Source organism: Shewanella avicenniae (genome assembly GCF_017354945.1).
Lineage (GTDB): Bacteria > Pseudomonadota > Gammaproteobacteria > Enterobacterales > Shewanellaceae > Shewanella > Shewanella avicenniae.
In genome coordinates, this window is sequence record NZ_CP071503.1 from 2865150 (window position 1) to 2881462 (window position 16313).

16 protein-coding genes and 1 pseudogene are annotated in these 16313 nt (G+C 50.9%); 16 read left to right on the forward strand and 1 reads right to left on the reverse strand.

From position 1 onward, the window contains the following. Position 1: 1 nt before the first annotated feature. The 15 genes from JYB87_RS12760 (at position 2) to JYB87_RS12830 (ending at position 14660) form a co-directional block, all read left to right on the forward strand. A complete protein-coding gene (locus JYB87_RS12760; RefSeq protein WP_207353860.1) occupies positions 2-442 on the forward strand; it encodes an HI1506-related protein in 441 nt (146 codons plus the stop codon). Next, on the forward strand, positions 442-861 hold the full coding sequence (locus tag JYB87_RS12765) for a gp436 family protein (RefSeq protein ID WP_207353861.1): 420 nt from the start codon (positions 442-444) through the stop codon (positions 859-861). Before JYB87_RS12760 ends, JYB87_RS12765 begins: the two co-directional genes overlap by 1 nt. After that, complete coding sequence (locus JYB87_RS12770; RefSeq protein WP_207353862.1) at positions 858-1271, forward strand: phage tail terminator protein; 414 nt, start codon at positions 858-860, stop codon at positions 1269-1271. The genes JYB87_RS12765 and JYB87_RS12770 overlap by 4 nt, the downstream gene beginning before the upstream one ends. A gap of 2 nt (positions 1272-1273) precedes the next feature. Continuing rightward, positions 1274-2185, forward strand: coding sequence for a phage tail tube protein (locus JYB87_RS12775; protein ID WP_207353863.1), 912 nt, complete (start codon positions 1274-1276; stop codon positions 2183-2185). A gap of 9 nt (positions 2186-2194) precedes the next feature. Next, positions 2195-2524: a hypothetical protein gene (locus JYB87_RS12780; RefSeq protein ID WP_207353864.1), complete on the forward strand. Its 330-nt coding sequence runs from the start codon at positions 2195-2197 to the stop codon at positions 2522-2524. Positions 2525-2532: 8 nt separating this feature from the next. Further along, entirely contained in the window at positions 2533-2865 is a 333-nt protein-coding gene (locus JYB87_RS12785) for a hypothetical protein (protein WP_207353865.1), read from the forward strand. Then, complete coding sequence (locus JYB87_RS12790) at positions 2865-5939, forward strand: tape measure protein (RefSeq protein ID WP_207353866.1); 3075 nt, start codon at positions 2865-2867, stop codon at positions 5937-5939. Before JYB87_RS12785 ends, JYB87_RS12790 begins: the two co-directional genes overlap by 1 nt. Before the next feature lie 125 nt (positions 5940-6064). Continuing rightward, the gene (locus JYB87_RS12795) at positions 6065-6670 is read left to right on the forward strand and encodes a hypothetical protein (RefSeq protein WP_207353867.1); all 606 of its coding nucleotides are present in this window, start codon (positions 6065-6067) and stop codon (positions 6668-6670) included. After that, positions 6667-7290 carry a hypothetical protein gene (locus JYB87_RS12800; protein ID WP_207353868.1) on the forward strand — a complete coding sequence of 208 codons (624 nt, stop codon included), beginning with the start codon at positions 6667-6669 and terminating at the stop codon, positions 7288-7290. The genes JYB87_RS12795 and JYB87_RS12800 overlap by 4 nt, the downstream gene beginning before the upstream one ends. Next, positions 7287-7679: a DUF6950 family protein gene (locus JYB87_RS12805; RefSeq protein ID WP_207353869.1), complete on the forward strand. Its 393-nt coding sequence runs from the start codon at positions 7287-7289 to the stop codon at positions 7677-7679. Before JYB87_RS12800 ends, JYB87_RS12805 begins: the two co-directional genes overlap by 4 nt. Next, complete coding sequence (locus JYB87_RS12810; RefSeq protein WP_207353870.1) at positions 7676-11374, forward strand: phage tail tip fiber protein; 3699 nt, start codon at positions 7676-7678, stop codon at positions 11372-11374. Before JYB87_RS12805 ends, JYB87_RS12810 begins: the two co-directional genes overlap by 4 nt. Beyond that, complete coding sequence (locus tag JYB87_RS12815; RefSeq protein ID WP_207353871.1) at positions 11374-11682, forward strand: hypothetical protein; 309 nt, start codon at positions 11374-11376, stop codon at positions 11680-11682. The genes JYB87_RS12810 and JYB87_RS12815 overlap by 1 nt, the downstream gene beginning before the upstream one ends. Next, the gene (locus JYB87_RS12820) at positions 11682-12422 is read left to right on the forward strand and encodes a hypothetical protein (RefSeq protein WP_207353872.1); all 741 of its coding nucleotides are present in this window, start codon (positions 11682-11684) and stop codon (positions 12420-12422) included. Before JYB87_RS12815 ends, JYB87_RS12820 begins: the two co-directional genes overlap by 1 nt. 9 nt (positions 12423-12431) lie before the next feature. Beyond that, on the forward strand, positions 12432-13754 hold the full coding sequence (locus JYB87_RS12825; protein WP_207353873.1) for a phage tail fiber protein: 1323 nt from the start codon (positions 12432-12434) through the stop codon (positions 13752-13754). Positions 13755-13898: 144 nt separating this feature from the next. Next, entirely contained in the window at positions 13899-14660 is a 762-nt protein-coding gene (locus JYB87_RS12830) for a DNA adenine methylase (RefSeq protein ID WP_207353874.1), read from the forward strand. Positions 14661-14739: 79 nt separating this feature from the next. Here JYB87_RS12830 and JYB87_RS12835 read toward each other — a convergent pair. After that, positions 14740-14928, reverse strand: a pseudogene (locus JYB87_RS12835) (transposase); the annotation flags it as partial. 158 nt (positions 14929-15086) lie between these two features. On the opposite strand from JYB87_RS12835, the gene JYB87_RS12840 reads away from it, so the two are divergent. Next, positions 15087-16303 (forward strand): IS3 family transposase gene (locus tag JYB87_RS12840; RefSeq protein WP_407695816.1). Its coding sequence is split into 2 segments (ribosomal slippage): positions 15087-15402 and positions 15402-16303, totalling 1218 coding nucleotides; the frame shifts between segments, so codons are not numbered across the junction. The last annotated feature ends 10 nt before the right edge of the window (positions 16304-16313 follow it).

A 16313-nucleotide genomic window follows, 5' to 3' on the forward strand; every position in this document is an offset into this window, starting at 1 on the left:
TATGTCTAACAAAATTACGATTATTTCGGTTGCCCATGACGGTTATCGCCGCGCTGGCCTCGCTTTTAACAAAGGCGAAAATGAGTTGGATGCCGACAAAGTTAGCGCCACCCAGCTGGCTGCTATCGAAAAAGACCCTCGTCTTGCAGTCAAAGGAACGGTTGTTGAAACGACCGCTACGCAAGGGGCCGTGGACACTGCTGGCGTGGGTGCAGGCGTAAAAGTGGTGGATGGCTTTATCGCAGGTGTGGCCGATGCTGATGGCAAGGTGACCGCGCTGAAAGACATGAAAGCCGATGAACTCAAAGCCTTGGCAAAAGACTTGGGCATTGAAGGCTACGCCAACATGACCAAACCAAAATTGGCTGAAGCCATTGCCGCTGTTCCCGTGCAAGCACCCGCTGACGGCGACACCGCCGCTGATGCTGGAGCGACTGCATAATGCCTTACGCCACTGAGCAAAGCATGGTGGCGCGTTTTGGTGAGGACGAACTTATCGCCCTCACTGACCGCAGTGGTGCCGGCAGTATCGACAGTGCATTGGTTGCCAATGCCTTGTCAGATGCTGCCGCAACCATTGACGGTTATCTGCAAGCTCGCTACCCGCTGCCGTTAGCCACGGTGCCTGATGTGTTACAGCGTTTGAGCTGTGACATCGCCCGTTACTATCTCTATGACGAGAACGCCAGCGACCAAGTCACCAAACGCCACGATGACGCGCTGAAAATGCTCGGCCAAATCAGTAATGGTGTGGTGACCTTGGGGCTACCCGATGCTGATGTACCAGAGAGCAGCAACACCGCAGAGATGCAATCAGCGGGCAGTATCTGGGCACGGGAAAAGAGTAAGGGCTTTTTATGATCAACCTTGAACCGCTGATTATCGCCCGTCTTAAAACCCAGTTTGCCGATGTGGAAGGCTTAACTGAACTGGCCGAACTCGGTGACAGGAACGTGAGCAGACAGACCTTGTTTGTGATTGAGATGGCCGAGTCACCAGCACCGTTGATCGAGGGCACTGGCTTGATGCGGCACCGCATCGGTAACAGCTACGGCGTGTTGTTGGTGACGCCAGCTCGCAATAATCAACGCCCAGATATCACCGCAGACCGCCAGCAAATTCGTGATCTGCTGTTTGGCTGGGCACCGCACGAAGATTATGAACCGTTTTCTCTCGGCAATGGTGGCCTGCAACCCTCGCGCAAAGGGGTGATTGCTTGGCTATCGCGCTTTAACACGCAATATACGGAGGACGCCATTGGCGTGAGCTAACTATGGGCCGCAAAACCAAAAAGAAAGTGCTGCTGTTTGCAGCTGAAACCAATTACGGCGTCGATGCTATTGCCGCTGAGGAAACCACTAGCGCAGTGCTGGGACGTGAAGTGACCATTACGCCGATGGCTGGGGATAACACGCCGCTGGCGTATGACGATGGCACCATGGGTAACAAACCCGAACTGGCTACCGAGATCTACGCCACAGTGCAGTTCACTTGCGATATGGCCGGTTCCGGTACCGCAAATGTTGCCCCAGCGTGGGCGCCACTCATGGCGGCATGTTTACGCGCTGTTACTGTTGGCGCGGACAACGTGAGTATGCCAATTAATGAAGACGCCGAAGACTCGCTGACCTTTTACTTCTACTACGATGGCGCGCTGCACAAACTCACAGGTGCCCGAGGCACCTTCTCGCTGGCCGCCCAAGCCAAGCAGTTACCCAGTTTGCAGTTTACCTTTACCGGCTTGTTCGCGCCGGTGGTGAATGGGGTGATGCCAGCCACTACCTTTGACGCATGGCAAACGCCAGTGCCAGTTGGTGCGCAATACAGCTCATGCACACTGAACGGTGCTGCGGTGCGCTTGATTGCCTTTAACTACGACCAAGCTAACCAAGTGGTGCATCAAGAATACGTGGGCTTAGAAGAGGTGCAGATCACCGACTACCAACCGACGGCGAGTATCACCATTGAAGCCGAAGGTCTGGATGATTTTGACCCGTTCGCGTTGGCGCAAACCAATGCGGAAGTCCCGTTTGAGTTCTTGCATGGCCCCGCAGGTAACCAGTTTGGCTGGGCAAGTGGTCGCGTTAGTCTCAAGCGGCCAACCTATGGTGACCAAGACGGCACTTTGACCTATCAGATTGACCTCAACGTGATCGGTAACACCGGTACCATCACCACCAAATAAGGAAGCGTTATGTTTGTATTTACTGATACCCGTGTGGTTAAGCAATGGCCTGAGCGCCTGTTGGTGGGGGAAGATGGCGGCAACGTGGTTGAGTATCCAGTGGCGTTCGACTTGGAGCTACTGCCTGAGAAAGACTATTTGGCGCTGCTCAAGGAAGGCCCTGAAAAAGTGATGAATAAAATCCTTAAAGGCTGGTCAGGGATTGGTGACAAATCTGGTGCACCGATGGCAGACACACCAGAGAACCGCAACGCGTTGTTCAACTGGACGCCATTCACCAGTGCCGTGTTGCGCGCTTACCGTCAAGCATCGAGCGGGGAAGCTGCAAGAAAAAACTAACGGAGGGAGTGCGGCAATGGTATGCCAGCGCTCCAACACTCAGCGACACCGAGCAACAGCAGTTAGATAAGGAGATGGCTATGCTCGGTGTTACTTGCCGCAAGGAAGCAGAGCCTGAGCCGGTGGTGTTTTGGGATGAACACCGCTCGGCAATAGAGTGGTGGCTGCAGGTGCAAGACTTGCTGCGTTGGCAAGGGCCAGTATGTGAAGGCTTGGATGTTAGCGCAGTAAAAGCCGATGCCGAAATGAGTGGCCGCACCATCAACGCTGACGATTATCACCGCTTAAAACTCATTTCACACACCGTTAAAACCCTCTTTAACGACAGGTTGAAGCACTAATGAACGAATTAAAACTGTCCATAAAAGTCACCGCCGATGGCAAGCAGCTCGTTACCGTGATGGGTGATGGTGAACGCAGTGCTAACAACCTGTCTAATGCATTGAACTCTACCGGTAAGTCAGGCAAGGCGGCATCAACTGGCATTGATACCGCTGCAACCTCTTCACTTAAAGCAACGACTCAATTTGATGGACTACACAAGGCGGTGCTGGCCGCGTTAGGTGGTTTATCAGCGATGGCGCTAGTGGATAAAGCCGACGCATGGGGGCAGATGGCCAGCCGCGTTAAAATGGCGACCACCTCAGTGGCGGAATACGACTATGTGCAATCGCGCATGGTGGCCAGTGCCAATGAAACCTACCGCAGCATTAACGAAACCCGTGAGAGCTTTATCTCGATGTCGCCGATTTTGCGCGACCTTGGCTATGGGCTGGGGCAGTCTATCGATATCGTTGATAGCTTTAGTGCCTTGCTGGTGATCAACGCAGCGAGTAGCGATAAAGCCTCGCAGGCGCAAGATGCGCTGTCCAAGTCGATTCAGTCTGGCCGCATTGAGGCAGATGCGTGGCAGTCGATGTTTGGTGTTATGCCATCGCTGCTGAACAACCTCACCGCCGTGACTGGTAAGACTGGCAGTGAGATCCGCCAGCTTGGTGTGTCAGGCAAGCTGTCTATCTCTGACCTGACCAACGCGCTGTTGCTGTCGCACTCACAGAATATTGAAGCGGTAAAAGAGATGCCAACTACGGTGCGAGATGCACTGATGGCTATCAACAACGTGTGGGATGACTACCTTGGCCGCAGCAATGAGGCGCATGGCGTAACGGCGATGATGTCCAGCGGCTTAGTGACCTTGGCCGAAAACTTCAACACGGTTGCTAACATTGGTGGTGGCGTACTTGCCGCAGCAATCACGCTGTATCTCACCAACATGGGCAAGGCCGTGGTGACCAGTGGCATGGCGACGGTAGCCAGTGCCGCCCATGCAGTACAAGAACTCAAGACCGCCCAAGCGCAAGAGGCGCAAGCCGCGATCACATTAGCGCAGACCCGCGCGATGTTTGGTTTAACCACATCACATGCCCAAGTGGCCGCCGCTGAAGCGGCTCATGCAGCAGCGTCTGCCCGCTTGGCAGCAGCACAAGCCGTGCTAACTAATGCCTCGCGAGCCGCCGCGCTGGCACTTGGCCCCGTTGGGTTGGCACTCATTGTGGGTACCGCTGCCGCGTCGTTCTTAACCATGCGCGATGCGTCGCATGAAGGAGCGCAGGCGCTCAAAGACATGCAGCAGCCAGTGAAAGAGCTGCGCGAAGAGTTCCGCAAACTCAATGATGATCAGCGGGCGGCGCAACTGGTGAAGTGGTCAGACGCTGCGGCTGAGGCAACAAAAAAGGCCAAGGCATCATTTCAAGATCTTAGGGGTGCCATTGAAACAGAGTTTACAGTTTCATCAATGACCAGCGCCTATTTGGCTGGTATGGCAACTGAAACACCAGTGTTAACTCAATACCGTGCACAGCTTGAAGCCGCTATGGAAGCGGGTAAGCCTCTTGCGCCGTTGTTAAAAGAGATTGGTGCCGCGAGTGGTGTTCCAGAATCAACAATTAATAACTGGGTGAAGTTAGCCGGCGCGTTCGCTGATGCTCAACAGCAAGCGAACAATGCCAATAAGGTCGTCAGCGATATTAAAACCAACTTCTACACACTAGACGGTGCGCTTGATGACTTGGTATCTGGCCCATTATTCACGGGCGAAGCAAAGATTACCGCGCCAGTCATCTCTGACCCCGGGCTAACCAAATCCGCACAGGAGATGATTAATAAGCTCAACGAGCAAACCACGCTGTTTGGTGCGGCTACTGAGTCGGCCAAGGTGTTCTATCAGCTACAGGCAGGCGCGTTAGTTGGGTTAGACCCTCTGATGGCGGAAAAGCTGATTAAAGCCGCTGCCGACCTCGATGCGCAGAAAGCGGCAGAGGAACAAACAAAGAAGAACAAAGCTGCAGAAGATAAACGGGCTGAAACTTTAAAAACCCTGCTCGGTCATATCGACCCAGTGACCACTGCCGCTAAGCAATATGCTGAGCAAGAGCAGTTGCTGAAAACCTACTTTGAACAGACCAACACACCGTTGGCTGAGCGGACGCGTTTGCTTGCTGCTCTCAAAAACCAGTACGAGCAGAGCACACCTTATAGCCAACTGCGTAACCAGCTAGACCCGAGTTATGCCGAGGGACAAGCACACAACACCAACATCGATGTGCTTAACAATGAGCTAGCCGCTACGCCTGAAAATGATGTATCAAAGCGTGCTGAAATTAACGCGCTGATTGAGGCTGAGCAGCAACGTCATGCTGACAAGATGAACGAGATCAACAGTGGTGTATCGATCAACTGGAATCAGATGTGGCAAGACAGTCTTGACCGCATGACCAGCGGCATTGGCGAAGCCACAGCTGATGCCTTGTTTGAGTCGAAAAACTTCGGAGAAGGCGTAAAAGAAACTATTCGCGGCACAGCAAAAGCATTGGTGCAGATGTCTATTGAATGGGGCGCAAGAAAGCTAGTGATGGCTGCATTGGATCGCAGTATTGCGACTACAAGTGCTGCAACCAATGTTGCCACTGCGGCGGCAACAGGTACATCAATGGCCGCTGCTTATGCCCCAGCAGCTGCAATGGCATCGTTAGCCTCGTTCGGGGGAAACTCGATTCCTGCGATGGTGGGGATTACTGCGACAACCATGTTAGCTGAATCTCTCTCTATTCTCGGTATCGCCCACGATGGCCTACCGATTAACCGCAACGAGGGTACTTACTTGCTACGCCAAGATGAGATGGTATTGAACCCCAAGCAGCGAGATAACTTTGAATATCTTGTGGACTACGCAAAAAACGGAAACAACGGCGGCGCTAATCAGGTGAATCTCACCGTATCACCGACCATAGTTGTGAGCAGTGAATCACAAGTGAGTGACGTGCAAGAGCTATTACCGGAAATTGTTAAGGCCACCAAAATTGCTGTGGCTGAAGACTTCGCTAATCGCGGTATGATTTGGCGTGCTGCAAACTAATTTGAGCGCGTGTTTTTAGCTTTCCGTGAAAGTCAGCATAACCCCGAAACCTTTCATATCCGCCAATGAAGCCGTGACCGAGATAATCCGTCACGGTTTTTGTTTTTCTACGGGCGGAGTATTGCGTGCTGACCTTTCCTGACGGCATCCTTCCAACAGAATGCGCTTGGCAGCTGGTGTCGCGTTCCAAACAGTTTAAGAACCCGTACACCAACGGCGGTGGGCAAACCTTAGCGTTGCCCGGAGTGTACTGGACGGCAACACTGACGTTTGGCGTGCTCACTCGCGCACAAGCGGCGCTGATGGCGGGCTTTATTGCTGAAATGAACGGCATGGCGGGCAGTATGCAGATTTGGGATCATGCCTTCGCCATCCCGCAAGGCAATGCGGGCGGTACGCCAGTCGTCGATGGTAATGGCCAATCAGGCATCACGCTGAACATTCGCGGCTGTACCCCATCCGTCACATGGCTCAAAACGGGCGACTACTTTCAACTCGGTAATCAACTGCACATTATGACCGCCGATGCGGCGACTGATGTTACAGGCCGCTGCACATTAAGATTCCGCGCGCCGATGCGACAACAACCTGCCGATGGCACCGCACTTATCACAATTAAGCCAAAAGCCATCATGAGGTTAAAAGACGATAACCAAGGAATGCGTCGCTCGACCAAAAAACTGGTCATTTCTTCTTTTAGCCTCGAACTAGAGGAGGACATCACAGCATGAATGGTCTGTTTAGTCCTGAGATGATGGTCATTCTTAGACAGCGCAACCTCACCGCGGCGCTGTTGGTGTATTTGGATTTTGCTTCTGGTCCTGTCTATCTGCATAGCGGCGTCGGACAACTGGCCTATCAAGGTAACACCTACTTAGGAATTGGCACGCTTGGCAGCATTGGTGCGGTGACTGAGTCTGGCAAAGTTGCCCCTAAAAAACTGCGGCTAACGTTGTCTGGCATTCCGCCAGAGCTGCTAAGTTCGGCACTCACTGAATACTATCAAAATCGACCAGCACAAATCCGCTTTGCCATTTTGCATAACGATACTTATGCCGTGATTGGTGCTGATTTGCTGTTTGCTGGCCGCATGGATGTTATGACCTTGACCGATGGCGATGAATCAACGCTGCAGTTGGATGTGAATTCGCGCGGCATTGACTGGAAGAACGCTCGCAATGGTCGCTATACCGACGCCGATCAGCAATCGCGATATCCCGGTGATAAGTTCTTTGAGTTTGTCTCGCAAACTGTCGAACGCGAATTGCAGTGGGGTATTCCAAGTAAGTCCAACACCAGTAGTGCGGGTGGTGGAGGTACCAGTAATAGTACGAGGATGGCACGTCGATGACCGACTTAAACACATTTATTAGCGAACGTCGTCACCGCCAATTCGTATGGGGTGAAAACGATTGCTGCTTGTTCGTTGCTGATTGGCTACTTGCAAAAGGCAGTGACGTTGGAGACATTGCTGCTGAGTTTCGTGGTACCTATAACAGCCAGCAAGGCGCGTTTAAACAGCTCTTAAGTCGTGGATATAACGATATTAAAACAGCATTTGAAGTCAAGCTTGGTACACCTGTACAGCGCTTGATGCTGCGCCGTGGTGATGTTGTATTACTCGATACTAATAATGGCGATGTTATGGGGATATTTGCGGGGCAATGCTGCTTTGCTTTGGCGCAGAACGGCGTTGATAGCTACTCCATCTTTAACATAAAACAAGGATGGTGGGTGTGAGTGATATTATTGAAGGCACCCTCAAAGGTGTACCAGTTGGCAAACTACTATTTAATCGACTTGGTATTGATGCGTGGTGGGAGGTTGATGCGGGTAAATGGGTGCGCGATGCGCTCATGCCTTCGGTACCGGACTTTAGCAATGATGCGCTCAACCAACAGCAGATGGTCAAGAACCCCATCGAAGCCCGCCGCACTATCTATGGTCGCGCCATGGTATCGGGGCCGATGGTTTACGCCGAAGAGTCTGGCGACGATAACGAGTATCTGCATATTGTTATCCCACTGGCCGCGCACAAATGTGATGCAATTGAAGAAATCTGGTTTGATGACGTGCTCGTGTGGGATGGCGCGTTAAATAGCGACTACAGAGACCACGCGCGCATCAAAATTCACTTAGGCGACCAAACCAATGCCGATAGTGAACTGGTCGCAGAAGCCAGCAACTGGACAACTGAACATGTTGGCGTTGGCATCACCTACATCTATGTGCGCTTACTTAACGATGGGGAGTTTTGGACATCAGGAGTGCCGAACGTTAAAGCCTTGGTACGCGGCAAACCTGTTTATGATCCCCGCAAAGACAGCACTATTGGTGGCAGTGGTAACCATATAGTCAGCGATGACAGTACGTGGGAATGGAGCGATAACTGGGCGCTGTGTGTACTCGATTTCACCTTGTTTGAAGCGGGCATCGGTGCGGCAGTGTCTGAGGTCAATATGACCAGCTTCGCCAATGCCGCCAACGATAGCGACCAACGGGTAATCTACAACGAAAGTGGCGACAGTGAGCGCCGCTACACCTGCAACGGTACCTGCACTCAAGCGCAATCACCGACCTCCATTTTAGAAAAGATGCTCACTGCTGGCGCGGGCATGATGGCCTACATTGGCGGTGAATACACGCTCACATCCGGTGTTTATCAAGGCCCGTATGTCATCGAGCTGACAGAAGATGACTTGGCGGGCAACATCGAGCTGCGACCGTTCAATGCGCGGGCGAACCTGTTCAATACCGTCAAAGGCACCTTTGTAGATCCTGATAGCGCCTATCAGGCCACTGACTTTCCGCCCTATGAGTCTGACTACTATCGCAACCAAGACAACGGCGAGTACATCACCAGTGATGTGGACTACCCCTTTACTCAATCAGTCTATACCGCGCAGCGCCTTGCCAAACTCGCGTTAGAAATGAACCGCGCAGGTCAGCAAATCTCGGTACCCGTCAACATGATTGGCTTGGCCATCAACGTCGGTATGGTGATCAAACTGAACTTGCCACGCCTTGGGATTAATGCCGAATATCAGGTCTTAGATCGCGAAGTGAAATTGGGCGACCCAGTTTACCTCACTCTGCGTATTACCAGCGCAGAACTGTACGACTATGCCATGGGCAGCTACACCATTAAGCCGCTCACACCGCCGCTGAACTTGCCAGATCCATCGGTTGTGCCCTCACCAAAAAACCTCACTTGGACATCATTCGATAGCGATGCCAGCCAACTTGGTCAGCTCACATGGGAAGCGCCGGGTGGCGTGAGTTCGTATCGATATCGCATTGAAATCCAAAGCGGTGACTTTCTTGCCTACCAAATGAACATCACCGGCACCGTGCTCACTGTGCCGCGCATCGATGCCGGTAACTACACCGTCAAAGTGTGGGCAATCAACATGTTCAGCAATCGCAGCAACAATCCTGCCGAACTCTTACTGGCTGTTGCTACGGCGCCGCCATTGATCGGCATCGATGTTGACGCATCACTGTTTGAACTGCGCATTACCCCTCGTACAGCGGTGAGTACGGCCACTAGCACGGTTTTTAACGTCAAAGGCGGCGAAACCGAGAACGTGGCCGATGCCACCGACATTGGAACGGGTAAAACGGTGGTGTGGACAGGCCTGCGCTCTGGTTGGTCTTATTACCTTTGGGCGCAAACGGTGAATGATTACGGCATCAGCGAGTGGTTCGGCCCCGTTGCTGTATCAACCAGCAGTGATAACACCCGCTTAACTGATAGCCTCGCTGATAGCATCACCGAGTCCATGCTCGGGCAAGCGCTGTTGTCGAAAATCGACTTAGCCACTCAGTCAGGATCAGCCTTAGCCGACAACTTAGCTGCTGTACGCCAGTCGATAGACGATGCAAAACAGCAACTATTGTTGGCTCAGTTTGATATCAGCACCAACCAGCAGGACCGCGTTGCGTTTAACGCCCGTATTGCGCTATTAGATGAAGCGCGCGAACTGATTGATAGCCGCTTGGGTGAATTGGGGGACCAAGTAGGCACTATTGGCACCCGCATCAGCAATGTGGAGACTGAAAACGCCGGTACCGCCGCGCGCTTATCCGCCGTTGAAGCCAGCAGCGAACAAAGCGCCAGCCGTGTTGCATCACTTGAACAAGCCAGCGATGAGCAAGCGTTATCAATTGATGACTTAGAAACGGTTAACGCCAGCCAAAGCAGCCGGTTAACGAATGTTGAGCAAACTAATGCATCACAAGCGCAAAGCCTTACACAGCTGCAAACTCAGCAAAATAGCCAAGGCACCAGCATTGCCAACTTGCAGCAAACGACTGCCGACCAAGCGCTGGAGATACAGCAGATTGAAGCCGAGCAAGGAAATCAGTCCAGCCGCATCAACAATCTACAACAGGCATCGAGCGACCAAGCGCAGCAATTCAGCGAACTGGAAACCGAGCTTAATGACCAGTCAAGCCGAGTGTCACAAGTAGAAGCTACAACCGCTACTCAGGCGCAAAGCCTCACGCAGCTGCAAACGCAGCAGAACAACCAAGGCACTAGCATTGCTAACTTGCAGCAAACGACTGCCGACCAAGCGCTGGAGATGCAACAGATTGAGGCGGAGCAGGGTCAGCACTCAAGCAGTATCAACACTCTGCAACAAGCATCAAGCGACTATGCGCAGCAAATCAGTGAGCTTGAAACCGAATCAAACGATCAAGATGTACGCATCACTGAGCTGACAAAAACTAGCATCGATAGCGCAGAACGAGCCGCCCAGCTGCAAGTTGAAAAAGACAACGCCGCCGCCGAAATGCTGTTGCAAGAATTCGCCAGCGCTAAAGAAGTGCGCCGCACCGCTGCGTTATCTGTTCGGGCTGGTGAGGCTGAGTCGAACATCACTGAGCTGCAACAAGTTACAGCAACAACCGCCAAATCCGTGCAGCAGTTATCAAGCAAGACTGATGACAATGAGGCCGCGATTGAAATCTCCGCGCAAACGCTTGCAGATCTTAACGGCCAGCTCTCAGCAATGCTCGGTATCAAAGTGCAGGTTAACAACCGAGGCGAGTTAGTGGTTGCGGGCATTGGTGTTGGCGTTGAAAACACGCCTGCAGGCTTACAGTCTCAAATCTTGTTCCTCGCCGATCGCATTGCGTTTTTAAACTCAATCAACGGCGATGCAACACCGCTATTTGTGATGCAAGACGGCGTGGCTGTGTTGAATGCCGCGATTGTCGGTGATCTCACTATCGATTTTGCAAAGCTCAAAGGCACGCTACGGTCGGCTGATTATGTGCCTGGTGAGAACGGGTTTATGTGGTCTAAAAACGGCGGTTACGAAATTGTTTCCCCGCTTCCGGGTGGTGGTAAGTCTAGACAAACACCTGGGCTGATAGAACTTTTTTACCCTAATGGCAACAGATCATTAAGGCTAGGAGGCTGGACATAATGCCAATTGGCCTCGAAATCTACGACGTAGAAGAAAACCCGCTGTTTAGCGTAACTACCCACGTGGGGCGTTTTCTGGGCTCATTCAGCACTGGCGGACAGCAAGAAGGCAGCGTAGTGGATAGCCGCATCATCAACCATACGGCGTTTGCTTATACGGCAATATTCAGCGGCAAGATTGGTGGTCCAACATTCACGTTTGACAACACAACCGGCCGCATCAGCTGGAAGTACAGCTATGTAGTTAACGGCACTGAAAGTGTTAATGCAGCTGATATGACGCACACAGTGCGCTACGGGATCTACTAATGCCGACAGGACTGCAAGTTATGCTTGGTGGCACCGCAACCACCCAAATCACTAATGAAGATGTCTATTTCAGCCTATTCAGCAAGGGAATTTTGACTAATCAGCTGTCATGGGCGCAAGAAGGCAATAACAGCAGTGTGTATGAGCTAACTATCAACGGCGTAACTGCTGATGATGAACCCATGCTTGCACTGCGCTGTGCGGGCGGCACGTGGGCTGAATTGGCAAGTAGCACGCCAAACTCAGTGAAGTATCTCATATACAGAGTGGGTACCGCTGATGTGCTCTGGTATCTGTTCACAGCTAAATCACCCGCCGCTATTACGGACGGTCTCGAATTGTACGATATCGATGGCAATGTGATTTTTAACTCTGGACACCCCATCGCTAGACCACTCGGGACGTTTTCAAATGATGGCTACAGTGGGCTGGATTTGACAGGAAGAACACTTGCACACGTGCCTATGAAAATGGGCGCAACGGCATATCGTTTTTTCACTCACGGCTCGCTTGGTAGCTGTATGTCTGGCGGTGCTTATCCGGGATATCAAACATATCAAACCGAGGGCTGGCAACGCTCTGCAATTGCGATAAATAACCAAACAATAGCGATGGAAGCTCGCGAGCAGCGACTAGGACCATACCCTTATGCGTGTCTGCTTAACCCGCCACTGACTGGCATGAACAACTTTCAATCGCTTGATTATTCAAGCTTGATTTTAGACGTAACCTATTACTAAGGACTTTATATGTGGATTAAAGCAACTCAAGCCAGCGTTAGCGCTAACGGCACAATCATCACGGTGAATAGCGGCGAATCCTTTGCATCAGTGCAGCCGGGTGATGCAGCTATTCTTGGTACCAACCCACCCGTGGAGATTTTAAGAACGCAGCAAGCTGCTGGCGGCGCATGGCAATTGGTATTAGAAGAGGGCTGGCCTTATGCCGCTGTGACTAATGGCCGCTTACGTGTGCAGCCAAACGGTGGACGCTTTGCAGCGGCGATGCAGGCGATGCGTGATGTTAACACCTATGCTGCTAACACCCATGCAGCGATGAATGCATGGCTTAGCAGCACCGCCGCGACTATCAGCGTAGAAAAAGCTGATGGCTCAAGCATCAGTATTCCTACCTTACATAGCTACACCAGCAATTGGGGGACGGCTGCGACAAGGGATGTTGGTACTGCGGCTGGTAACGTGATGGAAGTCGGCGCTTTTGGCATTGGGAGTTATAACAAAACATGGTACTCAGGCATGACGACTGTGGTAGCTCGTTGGGTTAATGTTTGTACTGCTACAGTTGCTGATGGAGTTCGTACAATTTTAACTCTTAATATAGGTAAAGGGTTTTCGGCAGGCTCTAATGGCTCATCGTCAATAAACTTCATTTCAATGACTGGTGGGAATAACTTAGGTTCAGAACGAATGCTGGTACAAGGATTCGTTATGTCATCTAATGTTGGTGTTTTGGGAATTGTTGCATCAGATAATGGCAATGGTACATACGAAATTTGGGTGAAACTACCTGATTACTCAAGTGTAACTGTCAATGCCATTGGTAATATGAATATTTCGACGAAAATTGGCGTCTATAGTGACACGGACCCAGCTGGCTTCACTAAACCTCTCCAACTAATCCGAAATTCGATTAACACAACGATTGATAGTAATGGCTTTATCAAATCTGCATCACCCATCATCAAGCTGTTTGCTGATGACATCGACACCAACGCGCAAGCCGCAGAACAGCAACCTAAGTTCATCAAAAATGGGGTGGGTGATTACACCATCACTGGTACTAGCGGGTTAGCTAAAGAGGGTTGGTGGATTGAGACGCCAAAGGACTCCAACGGTAACACCAAAGTCATCATCCAAGCGCTTGAAGAAATCGAACAGCCAGATGGAACGTTCAACATCAACATTAAAACCACAGAACCACGCTATGGGCTTGATGAAACTGGTCGGCTGATTGGTATCGGTGACCCCTGCGACATCCCAGCAGGCCGTTGGATTGATATCCGTTTGCAGCAACTACCTATCGATACACCAGAAGAAGTACCAGCAGAGTAAAAAGAGAGCGGCCTGCTGATGCTACCAACACCAACAGGCCGTTAACTACACAGGAATGCACCCTGTGAGCCAACCAAGGCTCTCTCACCGCGTCGACACGGCGAGTCAGAGCCTAACATACTTTTATCAAAAAAGGAGGCTCACATGCCAAAGCCGATCATCCCTTGGATGGGGGGTAAGCGCCGATTAATTAAACATATTTTACCAATATTTCCTGAGCACACAGCTTATGTAGAGCCGTTCTGCGGAGGTGCGGCAATGTTCTTTGCCAAGCCGGAATCAAAGGTGGAAGTCGTAAATGATATTAACGGTGAATTGGTAAACCTTTATCGGGTACTCAAATACCATTTAGAAGAGTTTCTAAGGCACTTTAAATGGGCTTTAGTAAGTCGTGAAGAGTTTATATGGCAGCAGAATACTAACCCAGAAACGCTAACAGATATTCAACGCGCAAGCCGTTTTTACTATCTGCAAAAGTTAGCCTTTGGTGCAAAAGCAACTAGCCAGACATTTGGAGTTACGCCAACACGGCCAGCTGGGCTAAATCTACTGCGGATTGAAGAAGATCTGAGCACAGCCCATTTGCGCTTGGCTCGTACATGCATAGAGCATCTGAGCTGGGATGAATGCGTTAAACGGTATGATAGAGATGGCACTTTATTCTATTTAGATCCGCCTTATTGGAATACGACTGGCTATGGCTGCGATTTTGGCTTTGAACACTATGGTCATATGGCTGAACTAGCAAAATCAATTAAAGGTAAGATGGTGATCAGTGTTAATGATATTCCTGAAATGCGGAAAGTGTTTGAGGGGCTATCGATGAAGTCAGTGCCAATCAACTACAGCGTGGGGGGGAATCAACGAGGTAAAGACCGTGCTGAGTTAATTATCTGGAACTGGTAGAAAATAAAAAGGTCCTTCGGGACCTTTTAGCTTTTCTCATTTAGACGAATCCGTTTCTCATTTAGCTCGACGCGCTACAAGCAGCAAGTTCTGCTTCCCTAGACGTAGTATTGGATTTCTTCTCAGTACTGGAACGCCAATTGTAGAGTTGGGATTCGTAAAGATTAAGCTCACGCGCTGCGGCGGCTACACCAATCTTTTGAGCGAGCTTAAGAGCTTCGGCTTTAAATTCTTGCGTATGGATCTTGCGGGGTTTCTTTGTTGACATACTTCACCTCAATAAGCGATTTTACTCACTTAGCGAGATGTCCAAAAGTACCGGATCGGATCAATACCATAGCGTCCTGTGACAGTGTAATAGCCCCCGATTAAAACGGACACTCATTAGTTAAGCGATAGGCTTAGACCTATCTTTAAGGAGTGTCTATGGAACGTATTGAAATTATTACTGGCGAACAACGTCGCCGTCGTTATACTCCGCAAGAAAAAGCAAAGTTCGTTGCCATGACTATGCAGCCGGGCTATTCGGTTTCGCTGGTTGCCAGGCAAAACGGCATAACCCCGAGTCTATTGTTTAAGTGGAAAAAGCTCATGCAAGATGGTGGTATGTCTGCTATCCAGTCTGGTGACGAAGTCGTCAGTGCTGCAGACCATAAGGCGCTTCAAAAGAAAGTGAAACAGCTTGAGCAGTTGCTCGGCCGTAAAACGATGGAAACCGAAATTCTAAAAGAGGCGCTGGAGATAGCTCAGTCAAAAAAGTTGATATCGCGCATGCCATTGCTACCACCGGACGATTCCCTGTCCTCCGAGTAGCTGCGGCTCTTGGCGTGTCGCGTTCGAACTTATACCAACGTTTGTCCGTGCGCCGAGAAGGCCGCTCAGTACGCTACAACAAGGCTGATGATGCGCTGTTATTGCCGTTAATAATCGACCTCTGCGAGGAGCGTGGAAGCAACGGCTATCGCCGGATTACTGCGCATTTAAATCGCCAGTTGAAAGCAGAGCAGCATGTAATTACACGAGTGAATCCCAAACGCGTCTATCGCCTGATGCAACAAAACAACTTGCTGTTACGCAAACATACCGGTCGTGTAAGTGAGCACCGCGCTCATGACGGTCAGGTTATTACGTTGCACCCAAACACTCGCTGGTGCTCAGACGGCTTTGAAATAACGTGCTGGAACAAAGAAAAAGTGCGCGTGGCATTTAGCTTAGATTGCTGTGATCGTGAAATTATGAGTTATGTAGCCACAACGACGGGTATCCGCGCTGACATGGTTCAAGACATTTTGGTTGAAAGCATGGAACAGCGCTTCGGAGATGTCCGAGAGTTGCCACATACCGTGGAATGGTTAACCGATAATGGCAGTTGTTATATCGCCGAAGAAACACGGCAGTTCGCGAAGTCACTCGGTTTTAAGGTGTGCACGACGCCAGTTAGAAGCCCGCAAAGCAATGGCATGGCAGAAGCTTTCGTGAAGACGTTTAAACGAGATTATGTATACCTGAATGACCGTCCAGACGCAGCCACGGTGCTTGCAAAGCTCGCTGAATGGTTTGACGATTACAACAATTACCACCCACACAGTGGATTGAAAATGATGTCACCTAGAGAGTATCGAGCTCTCAAAGTGGCGAGTTAAACTGTCCGTT